Genomic DNA, 17,271 nt, shown 5'->3' with positions numbered 1-17,271 from the left:
TGGGGCTATGACATAAGCTCAGACGGCTCTGTGATCGTAGGATATGGCACCACAGACGTTGGACAAGAGGCCTTTCGCTGGACCGAAAGCACGGGCATGCAGTCTCTCAAGGACATTCTGACCGCGAACGGAGTGGACTTGACCGGCTGGACGCTAACTGAAGCTACGGGCGTTTCCGGCGACGGCACAACCATAGTCGGCATCGGCACAAGTCCCAACGGAACCGAAGCCTTCATCGCCCGCAACACTGGCGTTATCACCACAGCGACCCTCAACAACTCCCTGGCCTCCATGGGGCAGGTGAGTTCCACTGTCTCCTCCATGAGCCAGACCATCACCTCCTCCATGATGGACGCCTCCCACAGCGCCCAGCTCAACACTAGCGAGGGGCTGTCAAGCGGCGACGAGATGAACGGCAGGACCCAGCTCTGGGTTGTCGGCACAGTCATCAGCGACAGCTCCTTGTCTGGCGACGATTTCGGCGGCGAAGGGGGCGTTGGCCTGACCCGCTACCTTGCCAACGGCCTGAGCGTCGGCGGCGGTGCTTTTTCCGGCAAGCGGTCCCTGGACACTTCGCATGGCGGCAACCAGAAAACGAGCCTGATCGGCCCCGGCGTCTTCGTGGCCTATGCGCCCGAGGCGTATGGTCTGCGGCTTGAGGGCGGCGGCACCTGGCATTACGTCAACATGGACCTGAAGCGGGGCTACCAGAACGCAGGCGGCTCCGCGCAGTCGAGCGGCAGCACCCAGGCCCAGGCTTTCGGCATCTATGGCCGCATTGGGTGGGCCTTTCCCGTTGCCAGCCGGGTCGCGCTCCAGCCTTTTGCCCAGTACAACTGGCAGCGGGTGAAAATCGACGGCTACACCGAATCCGGCGGCCCCTTCCCGGCCCGGTTCGATTCCAGAACAGACACCAGCAACCGCGCCCGCCTCGGCCTTCAGGCGCAATACTCCTACAGTGAATCCCTGAACCTCTGGAGCTGGGCCGCATGGTCCCATCGATTCGAGAACAAGGGAGCCTCCATGGGCGGACAGTTGACCGGCCTCTACGCCTTCAATTACGATGGTGGCCCTGTGGATCGGAACTGGGGCGATGCCGGAGTCGGCGCCAAGTGGCGGCCCTACGAAGGCTTCGAGACCTTTTCCCGGCTTTCTTTCGGCATAGACAGCCAGCACAACGCCGAGCCGGACCTCGCCCTGACCATCGGTCTGGGCTGGGACATCTAGCACACTTGTAATACGACGAAACGGAAGGGCGGCCAGATCACTGGTCGCCCTTCTTTCCTGTAAGCCACGGCAATAGCACTGACGGCATCGGTCAGGTCATCGCAGCATCATCCCGGCCAGTTCGCGGATGATCTTGGCCGCGGTCATGGCCGTGACCCCGTCGCGGTCGCGGGAGGGGTTGAGTTCCACCACATCCGCGCCCACCAGGGGCGCGTCAATGGCCTGGATGATGGCCAGGGCCTCGCGGGTGGTCAGCCCGCCCGGCTCGTGATGGGACACGCCCGCCGCATGGGCCGGGTCCAGCGCATCCAGGTCAAAGCTGACATAGACCGGCCGCGAGAACGAGAGGACGGGCCAGTCGGCCCGGTGGCGCATCTCCAGCCACTGAATACCGTACCGTTCGCGCTGTTCCCGCTGGTGCCCGGTGGCCGTGCGGATGCCCACGGACACCAGCCGGGCGCACAGCCCCTGCTCCATGATCCGCGCAAAGGGCGAGGCGTGGGAAAAAGCGTTTCCCTCAAAGGATTCGTAGCAGTCGGGATGGGCGTCGAAGTGCAGGATGTCGAACTCGCCCACGGCCTCGCGCAGGCCGCGCACCAGGGGAAAGGTGACGGAATGGTCCCCGCCCGCGAAGAGGGGCAGCCGCCCGGAACCGCCCAGATCCCGCGCCGCCTCCGCGATGCGCCCCATGCGCTCTGCTGGCGAATCCGTCCCCGCGAAGTCCACATTCCCGGCCCGCTCCAGCACCGGGCCGAGATCAAAGCCGGTCTCGGTCCACAAGTTGGCCGACTCACACCAGACCGCCTCGATGGCCGCGGCCGCCCCGGCGGCCGCGCCGCGCAGGTAGGACGAGTTCTCGTCCAGGGGAACCCCCATCAGGGCTATCTTTCGCTTCATGGCCCACATCGCGCAAGCGGCTAAAGGATATATCTCGACAGGTCGCGGTCCTCGACAATGCCGGCCAGTTCGTCGCGGACATAGGCGCGGTCGATGACCACGGTCTGGCCCGACTTGTCCGGGGCCTCGTAAGAGAGACTGGCCAGGATCTTTTCCATGATGGTATAGAGCCTGCGGGCACCGATGTTCTCGGTCTCCTCGTTAATCTTCTCGGCCGTGGCCGCGATCTCCTCCAGCGCCTCCCTGGTGAAGTCCACGGTCACGCCCTCGGTGCCGAGCAGGGCCTTGTACTGCACGGTCAGGGCGTTGCGCGGCTCGGTCAGAATGCGATAAAATTCCTCCCTGTGGAGCGAATCAAGCTCCTCGCGCAGGGGAAACCGCCCCTGCAGCTCGGGAATCAGGTCCGAGGGCTTGGCAAAGTGGAAGGCCCCGGCCGCGATGAACAGGATGTGGTCGGTCTTGACCATGCCGTACTTGGTGTTGACCACGCTGCCCTCGACCACGGGAAGCAGGTCGCGCTGTACGCCCTCGCGGGACACGTCGGCCCCGCCCGCCTGATCGTGGCGCGAGGCGATCTTGTCCAGCTCGTCCAGAAACAATATGCCCTGCTGCTCCACCCGTTCCCGAGCCAGTTCGTTGACCGCCTCGGGATCGATCAGCTTCTCGGCCTCCTCGTCCACCAGCACCTGATAGGCGTCGCGAATCTTCATCTTGCGCTGCTTGCGCTTGCCCGGAAACATGTTGGCAAAGGCGTTCTGCAGGTTCGCGCCCATCTCCTCCATGCCCGGAATGGCCATGATCTCCACCTGGGCTCCGGACTGGACCTTGACCTCAAGCTCCACCTCGCGCTCGTCCAGCTGACCCGCCCGGAACATTTGGCGAAACTTCTCGCGGGTGGCATCCTCTTCCGCCCCCCGCTTCTGCTCCACCCCGCCCCCCTGGGTGCCTGCGAAAAAGCCTGCCGGGCTGCTGGCGGGCTTGGCCCTGGGCAGCAGGAGATCGAGCAGCCGCTCCTCGGCGTTCTTTTCGGCCTTGATCCGCACCTTCTGGGTCTCCTCGGCGCGGACCATGCTCACGCCGATCTCCATCAGATCGCGGATCATGGACTCCACGTCGCGGCCCACATAGCCCACCTCGGTGAACTTGGTGGCCTCGACCTTGAAGAAAGGGCAGTTGGCCAGCTTGGCCAGCCTCCGGGCGATCTCGGTCTTGCCCACGCCCGTAGGCCCCATGAGGATGATGTTCTTGGGCGCGATCTCGTCGCGCAGCTCGGGGTCGAGCTGCTGGCGGCGCCAGCGGTTGCGCATGGCAATGGCCACCATCCGCTTGGCCGCGTCCTGACCGATGATATACCTGTCCAGCTCCGAAACGATCTCCCGGGGAGTCAGATTGCTCATGATACGTTGTTCCTCCGGCTGCCGGATGCCCCAGGGGACACCGGCCCTCAACGGCTTGTTTTCCGCCCTGCCGCCCGAAGGCGGCACGGCTTCCGAGATTGACGGTCACAGCACGCCAGGATTCGCCCTGCCGCACAAAAGACCATTGCTGCCTATATCCAGACTCAGATTACGATCACAGAAAACACGATCAGGGCGGCGCTCCGGCCCGCAGCCGGGACATCCTCCCTGTCGGTGAGTATGCGAAGATCGGCCGCCTTGTCAAAGCGCCCCGGCAAAGGGCTTGTGCGCGGCGCCGCAATCCGGCGCAACGCCCCCGCAGGCACCGCGTTTTCACAAAAGTGCAAAATCATCGGCTTGTCTCGGCCAAAAACCCACACTTCCTACAACTTTGTTCTTTTTTAGTTTTGCCTGATAATTATTGGTGACAAGTTGCGCCGTTATTGCTAAATGTGTCAGCCGAAAATCTACATTTTTGAAGGGGAGTATCAATCCAATGAACTGGCTCAAAAGCAATGATGTGCTCGGAAGTGTCAATCGCGGCAATGCCATAGAGTCCGGCCTGTGTACCCTGTGCCGGGCCGACTGTCAGGGCAAGTGCGAGACCTGGATGTCTTCGCTTCGGGGACGCGAAATGCTCTACCCGCGTGACTTCGGCATGGTCACCGCCGGCAGCGGCAACACCACCCACCTGGGCGTTTCCTACAACTCGCTACGTATCCAGGGCCTCAACTACGGCGCCATGGGGCCGGTGAACACCGAGCAGGACCTGCTCTTCACCGATGTCAATCTCGAAACCTCCTTCGGTGCCAAGGAAAAGACCAAGTGTCGCGTGCCCTTCATGACCGGCGCACTCGGATCGACCTTCATTGCCGCCAAATACTGGGATTCCTTTGCCGTGGGCTGTGCCCTGGTGGGCGCTCCCATCGTGGTGGGAGAGAACGTGGTCGGCGTGGACCGTGAGTCCGTACTGGCCAACGGCCGCATCACCAAAGCCCCCGAGTTGGAACGCCGCATCGACATATACAGACGCTATTACGACGGCTATGGCGCCATCATCGTCCAGATGAACGTGGAGGACACCCGCAACGGCGTGGCCGAATACCTGGCCGAGAAATACGGCGACAAGGTCATCATCGAACTCAAGTGGGGACAGGGGGCCAAGAACATCGGCGGCGAGATCGAGGTTTCGAGCCTCGACTACGCCCTGTTCCTCAAGCAGCGCGGCTACCTTGTCGACCCGGACCCGGAGAAACCCGAGGTGGAGGAAGGCTACAGGCGCGGCGCGATCAAGCATTTTGCCCGACACAGCCGTCTGGGCTATACCAACCTCTCCACCTATGAACAGGTCCACGACGAGTTCATGAACTCGGTCAAGTACCTGCGCGAACTCGGCTTCAAGCGCATCTCGCTGAAGACAGGCTCCTACGGCATGGAGGCCCTGGCCATGGCCATCAAGTTCGCCTCCGAAGCCGAACTCGACCTTTTGACCATGGACGGCTCTGGCGGCGGCACCGGCATGAGCCCCTGGAACATGATGGAGAGCTGGGGCGTTCCCTCCATCCTCCTCCATGCCAAGGCCCACGAGTACGCCACCCGACTGGCCGCTCGCGGCAAGCGCGTGGTGGACATGTCCTTTGCGGGCGGCTTCACCAAGGGCAGCACCATCTTCAAGGCACTGGCCATGGGCGCTCCCTATACCAAGCTTATCTGCATGGGCCGGGCCATGATGATTCCCGGCTTCCTGGGCTCCAACATCGAGGGAGCCCTCTTCCCCGACCGCCGCGAACGCCTCAGCGGCAACTGGGAAAAGCTCCCCGCCGCAGTGGCCGCCTACGGCAGCAGCCCCGAGGAAATCTTCGCCAGCTACCACGATGTGGCAAAGAAGGTCGGCAAGAACGAGATGGCCCACCTGCCCTTGGGCGCAGTGGCCATCTGGTGCCTCGTGGACAAGCTCTCGGCCGAGCTCCAGCAGCTTCTGTGCGGCGCCCGCAAGTTCTCCCTCGAAGAGATCTCCCGCGCCGACATCGCCTCGGGCAACCGCGAAACCGAGCGCGAGACCGGCATCAAGTTCATCACCGACATGATGGACGACACCGCCAAGAACATCATCGACATGTAGCCTCCCCAAAGCCTCTCCCCGAGGCGGGACGACCGCCGATCAAGCCCGGGCCGCTGGCCCGGGCTTTTTCGTCTTGCAGGGCCAACCGGCAGACCTGCGTGTTTCTGTCGCTTGACAGTGGCGGAGCGCCCGCTTTCGTGTTAAGTTTTAAACGCTGTTCGAATGGGCAACGGGAACTGCCGTCAGGGGAGGAACATGCGAACGCACAATGGTCGCGGCACGAGCCGTGGGAGCGGCGTGGTGCGCTGGCTCTCGGGCAACGGCACGGACGTTCCGGCCCAGAGCCGTTCAAGGGATGTGTCATGCTGAGAGAGCGGAGCTTTTCAGCCATCATCTTCCTCAGCATCGCGACCATGTCCGTCCTGGTGTCCTTCGCGGGTATCATCTTGTGGGCCATTGAAAAATATGGAGATTTCCAGGACGAGGCAACAAGGGTCCGCCTTGAGTTCGTGGAGCGCAACAAAAGCGAAATCACCTACCAGGTGGATCGGGCCGTGGAATACATCGCCCACCAGAGCGCCTTGACCCGCGGCCGGGTCAGGGAATCGGTACGCGGACGCACCCTTGAAGCCGTTGCCATTGCCCAGAGTCTGGTGGACCGCTACGCCGGAAGCATGGACAAACCCGCACTCCAGAACCTCGTGCTGGAAACGCTGCGGTCCATTCGGTTCAACGACGGCCTGGGCTATTACTTCGCCACCAGAATGGACGGCACCGAGCTGCTCTTCACCGACAAGCCGGAGCTGGAAGGGGTCAATCTTCTCGACATGCGCAGCGGCGACGGCCGCTCAGTCATCCGCGACATGATCGCCCTGGCCCGTGAGCACGGACAGGGATTCTATGAATACACCTGGACCAAGCCGGACACCAGGGGCAACGACCATCCAAAAATAGCTTTTATCAAATATTTCGAACCTTTTGACTGCTTAATCGGCACCGGGGAATATGTGGAGGATCACGCCCGGCTGCTCAGGCAGACCACGCTGGACTGGCTGGTCAGGGTCCGCTTCGGCGCAAGCGGCTATCTCTTCGGCTCCACCATGGAGGGGGACCCCCTCTTCACCAACGGCGTGATCACCCAGGGGCAACCCTCCATATGGGACATGGCCGACCCTGACGGCGTCAAGATCATCCAGCTCCAGCACGAAAAGGCGCTGCTCCCGGGCGGCGGCTTCCTGGAATACTTGTGGAACAAGCTCGACGGTGCCGCCCCCTCGCCCAAGATCGCCTTTGTCCGCGGCGTCCCGGAGTGGGGATGGATCATCGGCTCCGGGTTCTATGTGGACGAGGTGGAATCGGAAATCGCCGCACGGCGCGTACTGCTCCACGACGACCTGCTCAACGGGTTGCTTCGGGCTGCGATGCTGTGCGTGCTGCTTGTGGTCCTGGCTCTGTTTGCCGCCCGTCTGCTGTCAGGGCGCGTGAGCCGCCAACTGGACGAGCTGACAGGCTTTCTGTCCAGCGCAGCCAAGCATAAAACCCGCCTTGACCCCACTCGGCTTGGCCTGGCCGAATTCAAGACCATAGCCACCTCGGTCAACGCCATGCTCGAGGCCAGGGACACGGCCGAGGAATGGCTGCGCGAAAGCGAGGAGCGCAACCGCCTGCTGGCCGATCTGACCACCGAGGGCGTCGTGGTCCACCGAAGGGGCATCGCCATCGACCTCAACGCCTCCATGGCCGCCTTGTTCGGATTCTCCCACGATGAGCTGCTCGGACGAAACCTGCTCGATTTCATCCACGAGGAGGACCAGGGCCTCGTTCGACAGAGCATGGACAGGGAGGTGGTCGCGCCCTACACAGCGCGAATCAGAAGGCGGGACGGCTCGTACTTTCAGGCCGAGATAGAGGCACGAAACTTCCTGCTCAGGGGCGAGGTCTGCCGCGTGGCCGCCGTGCGCGACATCACGGTCCGCAAACAGGCAGAGGAGGCGCTCCTGGCCGCCAAGTCCGCAGCCGAAGCAGCCAGCCGCTCCAAGTCCGAATTTCTGGCCAACATGAGCCATGAGATAAGAACCCCCCTTGGCGGGATGCAGGGTATGCTCGAACTCCTGCAAACCACTCAACTGGACCAGGAGCAGCGCCAATATGCGGGATTCGCCATGGACGCTGCCAAGCGACTGACCCGGCTCCTGGGCGACATCCTTGATCTTTCGCGCATCGAGGCGGGCAAGCTGACGATCCTGACCGATCCCTTTGACCTGCGCGAGTCGCTACGCTCCTTGGAACAACTCTTCCGCCCCGGCGCCACCCAGGCCGGAAACAGTCTCGAATTCCGCATCGCAAAGGACATTCCGGCCCTGGTCATCGGCGACGCCGTCCGGCTCCAGCAGGTGGCCAGCAACATTGTGGGCAATGCCCTCAAGTTCACCCGTGGCGGGGCCGTGACCGTGCAAGTGTCGCTTCTTTCTTCCGAGCAGGCCGACGCCCCGGCCGATACCAACGCCAAACCGCATGCCCAATGCCGGATACTCTTCAGCATCTCCGACACAGGGCCGGGCATTCCCGACGAAGCCCAGAGCCGGCTCTTCCAGCCTTTCACCCAATTGGGCGAAGGCACGCGCCGCCAGCACCAGGGCGCCGGGCTCGGGCTGTCCATCTGCAAACGGCTGGTGGAACTCATGGGCGGGACCATGTCCATCGAGAGCGAGATCGGCGTCGGCACCACGGTCCATTTCCAGATCCCCTTCGGCCTTGGCCGGGCCATTGCAAAAGAAGCGGCCCCAGGGAAACAAACAGATAGCCCTATCGCCCCCTGCCGCATCCTGGTGGCCGAGGATTCGCGGGTGAACCGGCTGGCAACGACCCGATTGCTCGAAAAGGACGGCCATACGGTGGTGGCCGTGGAGAATGGCCGACAGGCCCTTGACGCTTTGTCCGCCACCCGCTTCGACGTGGTATTCATGGACATCCAGATGCCGGTCATTGACGGTCTTGAGGCCACCCGTGCCATCCGAAACGGCGCGGCCGGGCACTACCACAGGGACATCCCCATCATCGCCCTGACCGCCTATGCCATGGCCGGAGACAGGGAATCCTTCCTCGACCAGGGCATGAACGGCTATCTGGCCAAGCCCGTGGACAGGGAGGAAATGCGCCAACAGCTTCGCCTGGTCCTCAAGAACCGCTGACGCCTGGCCGGACAGGGCTGTGGCGAAAAGCGCGGCCCGGACGACACCGCCGCCGCAACAAAAGGCGTGTGTCGGTTCAGGGCTCGAGCCCGTATTTCTGAATCTTGCGGTACAGGGTCTTGCGCCCGATGTTGAGAACCTGGGCGGCCCTTTGTCTGCTTCCGTGGCATATGGCGAGAACCCTGGCGATATGCTCGCGCTCCATGTTTTCAAGAGAAAGAGGCGGCGCGTTCGTGTTGCCCTGACCGCTGTCGAGCAACTCCTTGGGTAGGCAGTTCTCGGTTATGGCTTTGCCGTCCGAGAGAATCAGGGCCCGTTCCAGCACGTTTCGCAGCTCCCGGACATTGCCGGGCCAGTCGTAGGCCAAAAGGCGTTTCAAGGTTTTTTCCGGCATGTCCGCCACAGGTCGGCCATTGCTCAGAAGGTTGAGGAAGTGCTCAACGAGCAGCGGCAAGTCCTCCTTGCGTTCCCTCAGCCTGGGGATATGGATGTTGAAGACGTTGATGCGATGGAACAGGGCCTCGTTGAAAGCGCCGTCCTCAACGGCCTTTGCCAGGTCGCGATTGGTCGCGAACAAAAAGCGGACATCGGCCCTGCGCTCCTTGTTTTCCCCCATGCGCCGGTACATCTTCGTCTCCAGCAGACGAAGCAGCGAGGCCTGGACATCCTCGGGCAAGTCGCCGATCTCGTCGAGAAACAGCGTTCCCTTATGCGCCACCGCGACAAGTCCTTCGTGGGCCTCCGTGGCCCCGGTAAAGGAACCCTTTTTGTGGCCGAAGAGCTCGGAGCGGACCATCTCCCGAAAGAGCATGGCGCAATTCTTGACGATAAAGGGTTGCGTCGCCCTCTGCGAGCGGGTGTGAATGGCCTGCGCCACCACGTCTTTGCCCACTCCGCTTTCGCCAGTGATCAGAACAGGCACCTCGGAATGGGTCAACTTGTCGATGAGAAATTTGATCTCCTGGATGGGAGCGGAACGTCCGATGAGATTGCACCGTTCCGAGGTCGCCGCCTGGGTGTGCCGCAGGCCCCTGTTTTCCCGTTGCAGGCAGACACGCTGATAGGCGCGCTCAATGACCACCTCCAGCCTGTCCAGCTTGAATGGCTTGGTGATATAGTCGAAAACGCCCATACGCATGGCCTCCACGGCATTGTCGATGTCGCCGTGCCCGGTGATGAGGACCAGCTCCACATCCTGGGTGACCATCTTGAATTCGGCGAACAGATCAAGCCCGTCCGCATCCGGCAGACGGATGTCAAGAATGATGACATCGTATTGCTGTTTCTTGAGCGCCTGGCGGGCACTTTGTGCATTTTCCGCCGTGTGGACAATGCGGTCGCAGGAACTGAGTTCGTTTTTCAGGAGCCTGAGGATGTTCTCTTCATCATCGACAACAAGCACATGATAGGGAGACTGCATCTGTCTCTTTCTCCAATTGAATCGGGATTGTAACCTTGAAGCAGGCACCCTCGCCCTCAACGCTGTGGATATCAATGTCCCCGTCATGGTCCTTGATGATGCCATAACAGGTGGCAAGCCCGATACCGATGCCCTTGCCCATGGATTTGGTCGTGAAGAACGGGTCGAACAATCTGTCCATGATGGCCGGAGCGATGCCCGTCCCGGTATCCTCCACCTCCATGACGACCATGGTTTCCCCCTCCAGGCGGGTTCGGACGGTGATGACACCCTCCATGCCGTCCAGGGCGTCCATGGCATTGGTCACCAGGTTGAGCATGACCTGCTTAAGCCTCGGCTCGTCGGCAAAGATAAACGGCAGATCCTCTGCCAGCTCAAGCTTCAGGGATATCTTCCGAGATTTCTTCAGATGATAGCCGAGGATGGTCAGGCTCTCCCGAATGATGTCGTTGAGGCTGACCACTCCGAAAATCGATGTTTCCGGGTGGCCGAAATGGAGCAGGCTCCGCACGATTCTCTGGCAACGCGAGCACTCCCCGATGATGGTCTCGGTGTAGTCCACAAACTCGCGGGCCACATCCTCGGGCATGCACTCCGCGTACTTCTTCAGCCTACGCTGGATGCCTTCCGCGTAGCCGGAAATGGCCATGAGCGGATTGTTGACCTCGTGGGCGATGCCAGTGGCCAGGGTGCCGACCGTGGCCATCTTCTCGGCTTGGTAATACTTGGCCTGAAGCTCCTTCTCCATGGTCACGTCCCGCTTGAAGATCAACACCCTGTTTTCTTCCCCGCCAGGGCTCTTCAGCGGCGAGGCGAGCATCTCGAACTGGTGGTTGCAGTCTCCTATCCGAAACACCGCGGTCTCCTTGCAGACCGTGTTGGTGGAGATGGAACGGAACGCCGGGCACTCCGGGCAGGCTATGCCACTGTGCCGGAACAATTCATAGCAATGTCTGCCGATGGGGTTGCCCTCGGGAAAAAGCTTATGGAACTCATTGTTGACCGAAAGAATCCGCAGATCCTCCGAGAGGACCATCATCACATCGGTTATGCCGTCGATAATGGCCGCAATCTCGCGCCGCTGCTCCTCCAGCTCCCTGTTGGACTGCTGGAGCTTGGTCACGGTCTGCTGAAGCTCCTGAAAAAACCCGAGCTTGGAGTGCTCGATGCCGATGAGGTCGCTCAGAGTGGTTGCCGCAGTCATTACCAGGCTTCCTCGCAAATGGACATGAGGTCTTCCGCCGAGGCGGGCCTCGGGTTGGTCAGGTGGCAGGCATCATAGGTCGCCGTGGCACATATCTGTTCAAGATCGGACTTCTCCGGCACCAGTTCCCGCAGCTTGGTATTGAGATTCAACTCCCCAAAAAGCCGCTCGAGCCTTTCGATCCCCATGTGGGCGGCCTCCCTGTCTGAAGCCGTGTCAGTTAAGGCGATCAATCGGCCGATATCCCCCATCTTCGCCATGCACGACGGCATGTTGTAACGCATGACCGAGGGCAGAAGCGTCGGATGAACCCAGCCGTGAAGCACGTCGCACACCCCGCCGAGGGCGTGGGCCAGAGCATGCAGATCTCCCAGCCCCGCGTTGCTGAAGGACATTCCGGCAGAGGTGCTGGCGATGGAGAGCTGCTCCAGAGCCTGTATGTCCTTATCCTCGGCTGCGGGGATGAGATTGTCAATGATCAGCCGGATGGCGTTGCGGGCATGCAGCTCGGTGAACGGCGAGGCGAGCCTGGACACATAGGACTCAATGGCGTGGGCCAGGGCGTCGATGCCCGAGGCGAGGATCAGGCTACGGTCCTGGGTGACCAGGAGCTGCGGATCGATGATGGATATGCCCGGCACCAACGAGCGGCTGATGATGGACATCTTCACTCGTCTCTTTATGTCGGTGATGATACAGAACTGCGAGATGTCGGAGCTGCTTCCGGCGGTGCTGGGGATGAAGATCATGGGCGGCAGGGGCCGCATGATCCTGTTGGCTCCTTCGTAGTCCCTGATCTCCCCCCCGTTGCCTACAATGGTGGCGATGCCCTTTGCCGCATCCATGGGGCTGCCGCCCCCGATGGCGACCACAACGTCGCACTCCCCCTCGCGGTAGGCTTCGACCCCTTGTTGGACCTGTGTGTCCCTGGGGTTGGAGTTGACATCGTTGAAATACACGCACTCCAGCCCGTTGGCCCTCAGGATTCCCTTGACCAATCCGACCCAGCCGGCATCTTCAACACCCTTGTCGCTGACAAAGAACACCCGTTGGGCACCTACCCGCTTGGCGCATTGCGCCAGATGGGTGATAGCGCCGCGACCGAAAATGACATCCGGTATGGCGAATTTCGTACTGAGCATCACACGTACCACCAAAGTTGCCCGGCTTGACAACCGTGTTTAAGGCTCCGGGCCCGACACCATGAAGGGCCACCGACATTGCATCATCCCCGTACCCATTGGAACGACTCGCCCCAATCTCCTCCACCATATGGCCTCCCCGGACAGCCCCTGCACAGCGGGTCATCATTTGACCCAGGCGACCATGCAGCAGCTGTCCAACCATACGGGATGCGACGCATCAAGAACAACCGGAATCATGCAGTTTCCCCGCGACACTCACATTGCGTCTTGTTATTGGCTATTCATATACCCAGGGGGTTGTCAACGCCGCTTTCCGCGCCACTTTTGACATTATTGTAACACCTGCAAGGCGGCGACTGAATGCAATATAAGACGTTTGCCGGGTATTGCAATGGTGCCGTTTTTCCGGGTCGGAAAGGGGGAGGCAGCGTACCGGAAAGCATACGTCGCCAGGGAGCCATGCGTCGGGCTGCAAAGCCATGGCTGGCCGTCCACGGTCGGTCGATGTCCTGCTGATGACACCCCGGGAGTTTCCTGTTTCCCAGGGCGGCGGCGTCCTGTAGAAGCCGATCAGGTCTCTGGCGAGACGCCGCATATCCTCGCAGGCCCTGGGCCGTAATCCGCAGCACTCAGTAGGCGCAGCCCACGCCGGCCCCGATGACAGAGTCCTGACTGGCCTGCCGAGTCATGGGGCTGTCGCCCCCGGACTAAAAGGAGCCGAAGGTGATGACCCCGCATGCGCCGTCGGACCGCTGACGGTTTCGTGGCAGGACCACGACCCTGCCTCCCTCGACCTGCCAGGAATCGACGATACCGGCTTCTTCCATGGCGTGAAGGGCCTTCACAACCAGTTTGGGAAAGATGTACCGGGTGCGGCTGCTCATGCCGCACAGCGTGTGCAGACTGGGAATATCGGCTTTGAAGCCGCCCGAGAACGCCAGGACCACCCCCTGGAGCCACTTGGCCAAGCCGTTGCGCCGCAAGGCGAAACGGCTGTCAAAGGCCCTGTACCAGCTCCGCTGCGCACTCAGTGCATTCACAATATCGCGGTTCACCTCGACAAGGCAGCGCTCCTTGGTCTGGTCAAGAAGCACTCGGTCGAGGAGTCGGGTCATGGATCGGTAGCCATCGCCTTCTATGCACAACGAGCCGGTGTGCAAGCGAAACAGGCTTGCATAGACCTGCTCCCTGTTCTCCTCGGAGTTGCGGAGCCTTGCTTCTCGAAGCAGGGCCGCCGCGTCGACCTGCACCTTCCCGGCCGCGCCCCGCGCACCAGGGGAGCGCATGGCGCAATGAAGGAGAACATCGAGATCCCACTGATCAAAAGTCTCGCCGGTAAAAGCGACTCTCTTGTTCCGGCTCAATCCGACGAGATCCTTGTCTTTCACGAAACCCGATCTGCCCATGAAGGATGCGGCAAAGAGGTTCGAAAGCAGGTAGGTGCCGATCCGCAATTGTCGGAACTCCCTGCCGGGGCGGGAAGCCTCGAAGAACCCCTTGCTGTCCGGGACGGAGAACAGGCCGGGCATTCCACTGATCTCGCTCGCAAATGAGGACTCAAACATAGCGCCTCCTCGGTGTCGCCAAAGCGGTTCCAGGCATCAGTCGCCGAGCAGTCTGAGCTGCACGCAACCGGACAAGGGCCGCAGACGATCCTCCATCTCTTTTGGCGAATCGAGTGGTTCGCCGTTCACACTCACCGCATTCAGATCGGCAAAAAATCGGACCGGGCGACGGCCGAGCAATGTGCATAGCCGTTCCACAGGGAAAAATATCCCGCGTGCAAGAAAATCCCGCGCCAGATCCCTGGCCAGCAGGTTGAACAGCTTCACCTGGATCAGGCACCGCTTTCCCCTGCCCGCAGCCCTGTCATCCCCACCTGCGGAATCATGGCTGATGGAGTGCCGCATCTTGGCGAAAAACCCTCGTTTGCGCATGGTGGCCCCCACCAGGCCGGGCATGGCCGCAGACAGTGCCAGGCGGTCGTCCCCGCGCAGGACCGCCGCATCCACGTCATCCACAGGCCTGCTGTTGAGAAAAATTGTCTGGATGTTCTTCTCCGTATAGTCCCCGCACAGGGCCAACTGACAACACAGGAACTCCCTGATGGTGCACCTGTCGACAAAACTCACCTGGAAACCCTCCTGAAGGAGAAAGTCGAAGATTTCAGGCCGCGAGGTCCTGAATTCCACGACTGCGCCCGCAACGCCGCCGTCATTCCCGCCACCGTGCGTCTTCACGAAACACACCCTCCATCCTGTGGGTTGCCTTTCAGCAGGCCCCGGCCCCTGGCGGAAGATCCGCCCGGGACCGGGGAAGGCTGAGGGTGGTTAGAAGGCGTGGACTTGATCCAACTCTTCGCCCGGAACATCGAAGACCACGTTATGGGGCTTCAAAGGTTCCCGGGTGAAGTAGGAGGGCAGTCTGTCGTGTTCCTTGGTGAAACCGGCGGAAGCATTGAACCCGCGCTCCATGCGCAGGATGGTTTTTCCCAGCTCGACCACGTCATCGCCGGTAAGGCTGAGACCGTGCATGGCGTTGATGGTTTCGACCATAGCGTCGAAGGTGTCCTGCTGATCGAGGATGGCAAAGGCGACGAAGAGGCAGAAACCCGTGGAATCCAGAGCCGCCGTCGCAATTTGAAGATTGCGTGAAACGTCTGCCTGGCCCTCGGGAGAAAGGGGATCAATGTCTCCTCCGACCTTCAGGATGTTGGGAGCGACCGCGTATCCGGCGGTATGGTCCGCCCCCTGGGTCGAGGTGGCGTAGGTAACGCCGATGCCCTTGACCGCCCGGGGATCATAGGCGGGCATGGCTTGGCCCTTGACCACCGGGGCGCGCTCGACACCAAAGCACCGGGCCACCGTGGCCGCTCCCGCGCCGAGGATGCAGCCAAGAGGAGTGCCCTGGCCGGCCTCCTCCACAAGGCGGATGGCGCCTTCGGCATCGCCGAACTCGATGACTCCGGCCTCCATGGCCACACCGATGGACACGCCCATCTCGATGGTGTCGAATCCGTAATTGTCGTCCAGAAAATCGAGCTTGGCGACAACATCAAGGTCGCTGATGCCGCAGTTGCCCCCGTGGGCCCAGACGGTCTCATACTCGGGTTGCTTGGTCAGGTAGTTGCCGTCCTTGTCGTAATAGGTGCCCGAGCACTGAATGCTGCATCCCCGGTGGCAACCGTGGGTGGAAGAGCCCGGTCCGCCCCGCTCGTCTTCCAGGGCGGCCTGGGTCTCGCCGCTGATGTCCGCGGCCCTGTCGAACTGACCCTGGCCAAAATTGTAGGCGGGGTAGCCGCCTGCCTCGTTGAGTACGTTGGTCAGGATGTTGGTGCCGTATACGGGCAACCCCTGGCCGGTGACTCCGTGGCGCTTGAGCCCCTCGACAAAGGCTCTGTTGGCGGCCTTGAACTTTTCCGGGTCAACAGGCTTGCGCATCTTGGTCCCTGCGGGATCGACGATGATGGCCTTGACGCCCTTGGACCCCATGACCGCGCCGACACCGCCGCGGCCAGCATGGCGCGAGGGACGGAATTCCGGGTCGGTGACGGCGATGGTGGAGTTGGACATCTTCCTTTCGCCGGCAGGCCCGATGGAGATGACGGCCACGCTGTCGCCGCAGGTTTCCTTGAGCTTTTCGCACAAGGCATAGTTGGGCAGCAGGGCCAGGCTCTTGTCCACCTCCACCTTGACCCCGTCGGTGTTGACGGTGATCTTGTAAAGATCCGAGCCGTTATGCTCCCCTTCGAGCACTATGGCCGCGATTCCGAGCCGACCGAGATAATGCGCGGCCTGGCCCCCCGAATTGGCTTCCTTGATGCCGCCGGTCAGGGGGCTCTTGCAGCCCACCGAGAGGCGGCCGGAGGTGCTGGCAGCAGAACCCGCCATCAGGCCGGGCGCGATGACCAGCTTGTTTTCCGGGCCAAGCGGGTGGCAGGTCGGAGGGACCTCGGCGCAGACAATAGCCGAGGTCAGGGCGCGTCCGCCAAAACCGGCATACTTGCCAAGGCCCTCTTCCGTGACCCTGGGGCCGCCGGGTGCTCCAACATCGATCCTGATAATTCTGTCCATTGTGTCCTCCTGATGACTGTTGAAAATCGACCCGGCCACCTGATGCAGTCGAGACCGCGCATATCCTGAGGGCGGCCGACGCCATAAATTTCGGCCGCCTTCACTCTGCGCCCAGTTGTGCGCTCACCTTGCCGAGTTCCTTGAGATGCCGACGTTCCTCCTCGTAGCATTGCTGCACGGCGGATTTCTCCGAGTCAGGCACCAGCTCCTTCATCTCAAGAAAGAAAAGCATGGTGTCCTTCTCGAAATTCATTGCCATCCTGAGCACTTCCAGCTCGTCCCCAGCCTGGATCATGTACTGCCGCGCCAGATCATTGAAGAGCATGTGCGATTCGATGAGGGCGGAAAGATACTGCATGTATTCGTCCTGCGTCGCCCAGGCCGGAATGCCCACCTTGCCAAGGCGCGAAACCATGCTGCGGAAGAACTCCTCGTGCTTCGCCTCCTCATCGGCAAGATACCGAAAGATCTCCCTGACGCGGGGACTTGTGACGTTTTCCGCGGCCTGCAAGTAGAACTCCCGACCTTTCTTCTCTATCTCTATGGCGATATTCGCAATTTCGCTGGCGCTGAAAAAATGAGCCATGGCATACCCCGTGATGGTGCTTGTGTGTTGCCGGACAAAGGAAACGGCTTCGGCAGGGCCGCTCCAACC

Annotated in this window: 12 protein-coding genes; 3 read left to right on the top strand and 9 right to left on the bottom strand. The window is 61.5% G+C overall.

Going from position 1 to position 17,271, the window contains the following annotated elements:
• The first annotated feature begins 96 nt into the window (after positions 1 to 96).
• On the top strand, positions 97 to 1,227 hold the full coding sequence (locus GKC30_RS15020) for an autotransporter outer membrane beta-barrel domain-containing protein (RefSeq protein WP_231117108.1): 1,131 nt from the start codon (positions 97 to 99) through the stop codon (positions 1,225 to 1,227).
• Positions 1,228 to 1,323: 96 nt separating this feature from the next.
• On the opposite strand, the gene GKC30_RS09595 is transcribed toward GKC30_RS15020, so the two are convergent.
• Positions 1,324 to 2,124 carry an arginase family protein gene (locus GKC30_RS09595; RefSeq protein ID WP_155934478.1) on the bottom strand — a complete coding sequence of 267 codons (801 nt, stop codon included), beginning with the start codon at positions 2,122 to 2,124 and terminating at the stop codon, positions 1,324 to 1,326.
• Between the two features lie 20 nt (positions 2,125 to 2,144).
• Positions 2,145 to 3,521: an ATP-dependent protease ATPase subunit HslU gene (gene hslU, locus GKC30_RS09590; RefSeq protein WP_155934476.1), complete on the bottom strand. Its 1,377-nt coding sequence runs from the start codon at positions 3,519 to 3,521 to the stop codon at positions 2,145 to 2,147.
• A 496-nt stretch (positions 3,522 to 4,017) separates the two neighbouring features.
• Between hslU and GKC30_RS09585 the strand changes: the two genes are divergently transcribed.
• Positions 4,018 to 5,643, top strand: a complete 1,626-nt coding sequence (locus GKC30_RS09585) for a glutamate synthase-related protein (RefSeq protein ID WP_155934474.1) — start codon at positions 4,018 to 4,020, stop codon at positions 5,641 to 5,643.
• A gap of 302 nt (positions 5,644 to 5,945) precedes the next feature.
• Positions 5,946 to 8,774 carry a cache domain-containing protein gene (locus tag GKC30_RS09580; protein WP_155934472.1) on the top strand — a complete coding sequence of 943 codons (2,829 nt, stop codon included), beginning with the start codon at positions 5,946 to 5,948 and terminating at the stop codon, positions 8,772 to 8,774.
• A 76-nt stretch (positions 8,775 to 8,850) separates the two neighbouring features.
• Here the strand turns inward: GKC30_RS09580 and GKC30_RS09575 are convergent, their stop codons facing one another.
• From GKC30_RS09575 to GKC30_RS09545, 7 genes are all read right to left on the bottom strand, one after another.
• Positions 8,851 to 10,194 carry a sigma-54-dependent transcriptional regulator gene (locus GKC30_RS09575; RefSeq protein WP_155934470.1) on the bottom strand — a complete coding sequence of 448 codons (1,344 nt, stop codon included), beginning with the start codon at positions 10,192 to 10,194 and terminating at the stop codon, positions 8,851 to 8,853.
• Complete coding sequence (locus GKC30_RS09570) at positions 10,160 to 11,398, bottom strand: two-component system sensor histidine kinase NtrB (RefSeq protein ID WP_155934468.1); 1,239 nt, start codon at positions 11,396 to 11,398, stop codon at positions 10,160 to 10,162. Before GKC30_RS09570 ends, GKC30_RS09575 begins: the two co-directional genes overlap by 35 nt.
• A complete protein-coding gene (locus GKC30_RS09565) occupies positions 11,398 to 12,540 on the bottom strand; it encodes an iron-containing alcohol dehydrogenase (protein ID WP_155934466.1) in 1,143 nt (380 codons plus the stop codon). The genes GKC30_RS09570 and GKC30_RS09565 overlap by 1 nt, the downstream gene beginning before the upstream one ends.
• A gap of 710 nt (positions 12,541 to 13,250) precedes the next feature.
• Entirely contained in the window at positions 13,251 to 14,108 is an 858-nt protein-coding gene (locus tag GKC30_RS09560; protein ID WP_155934464.1) for a hypothetical protein, read from the bottom strand.
• A gap of 36 nt (positions 14,109 to 14,144) precedes the next feature.
• Entirely contained in the window at positions 14,145 to 14,783 is a 639-nt protein-coding gene (locus GKC30_RS09555; RefSeq protein WP_155934462.1) for a hypothetical protein, read from the bottom strand.
• A gap of 90 nt (positions 14,784 to 14,873) precedes the next feature.
• Positions 14,874 to 16,616, bottom strand: a complete 1,743-nt coding sequence (locus tag GKC30_RS09550) for an aldehyde ferredoxin oxidoreductase family protein (RefSeq protein ID WP_155934460.1) — start codon at positions 16,614 to 16,616, stop codon at positions 14,874 to 14,876.
• A 100-nt stretch (positions 16,617 to 16,716) separates the two neighbouring features.
• Positions 16,717 to 17,202: a ferritin-like domain-containing protein gene (locus tag GKC30_RS09545; RefSeq protein ID WP_155934458.1), complete on the bottom strand. Its 486-nt coding sequence runs from the start codon at positions 17,200 to 17,202 to the stop codon at positions 16,717 to 16,719.
• Positions 17,203 to 17,271: the final 69 nt, after the last annotated feature.

Origin of the sequence: Pseudodesulfovibrio alkaliphilus, assembly GCF_009729555.1 — a bacterium.
Lineage (GTDB): Bacteria > Desulfobacterota > Desulfovibrionia > Desulfovibrionales > Desulfovibrionaceae > Pseudodesulfovibrio > Pseudodesulfovibrio alkaliphilus.
This window is presented reverse-complemented; position numbering and strand designations above follow the sequence as displayed.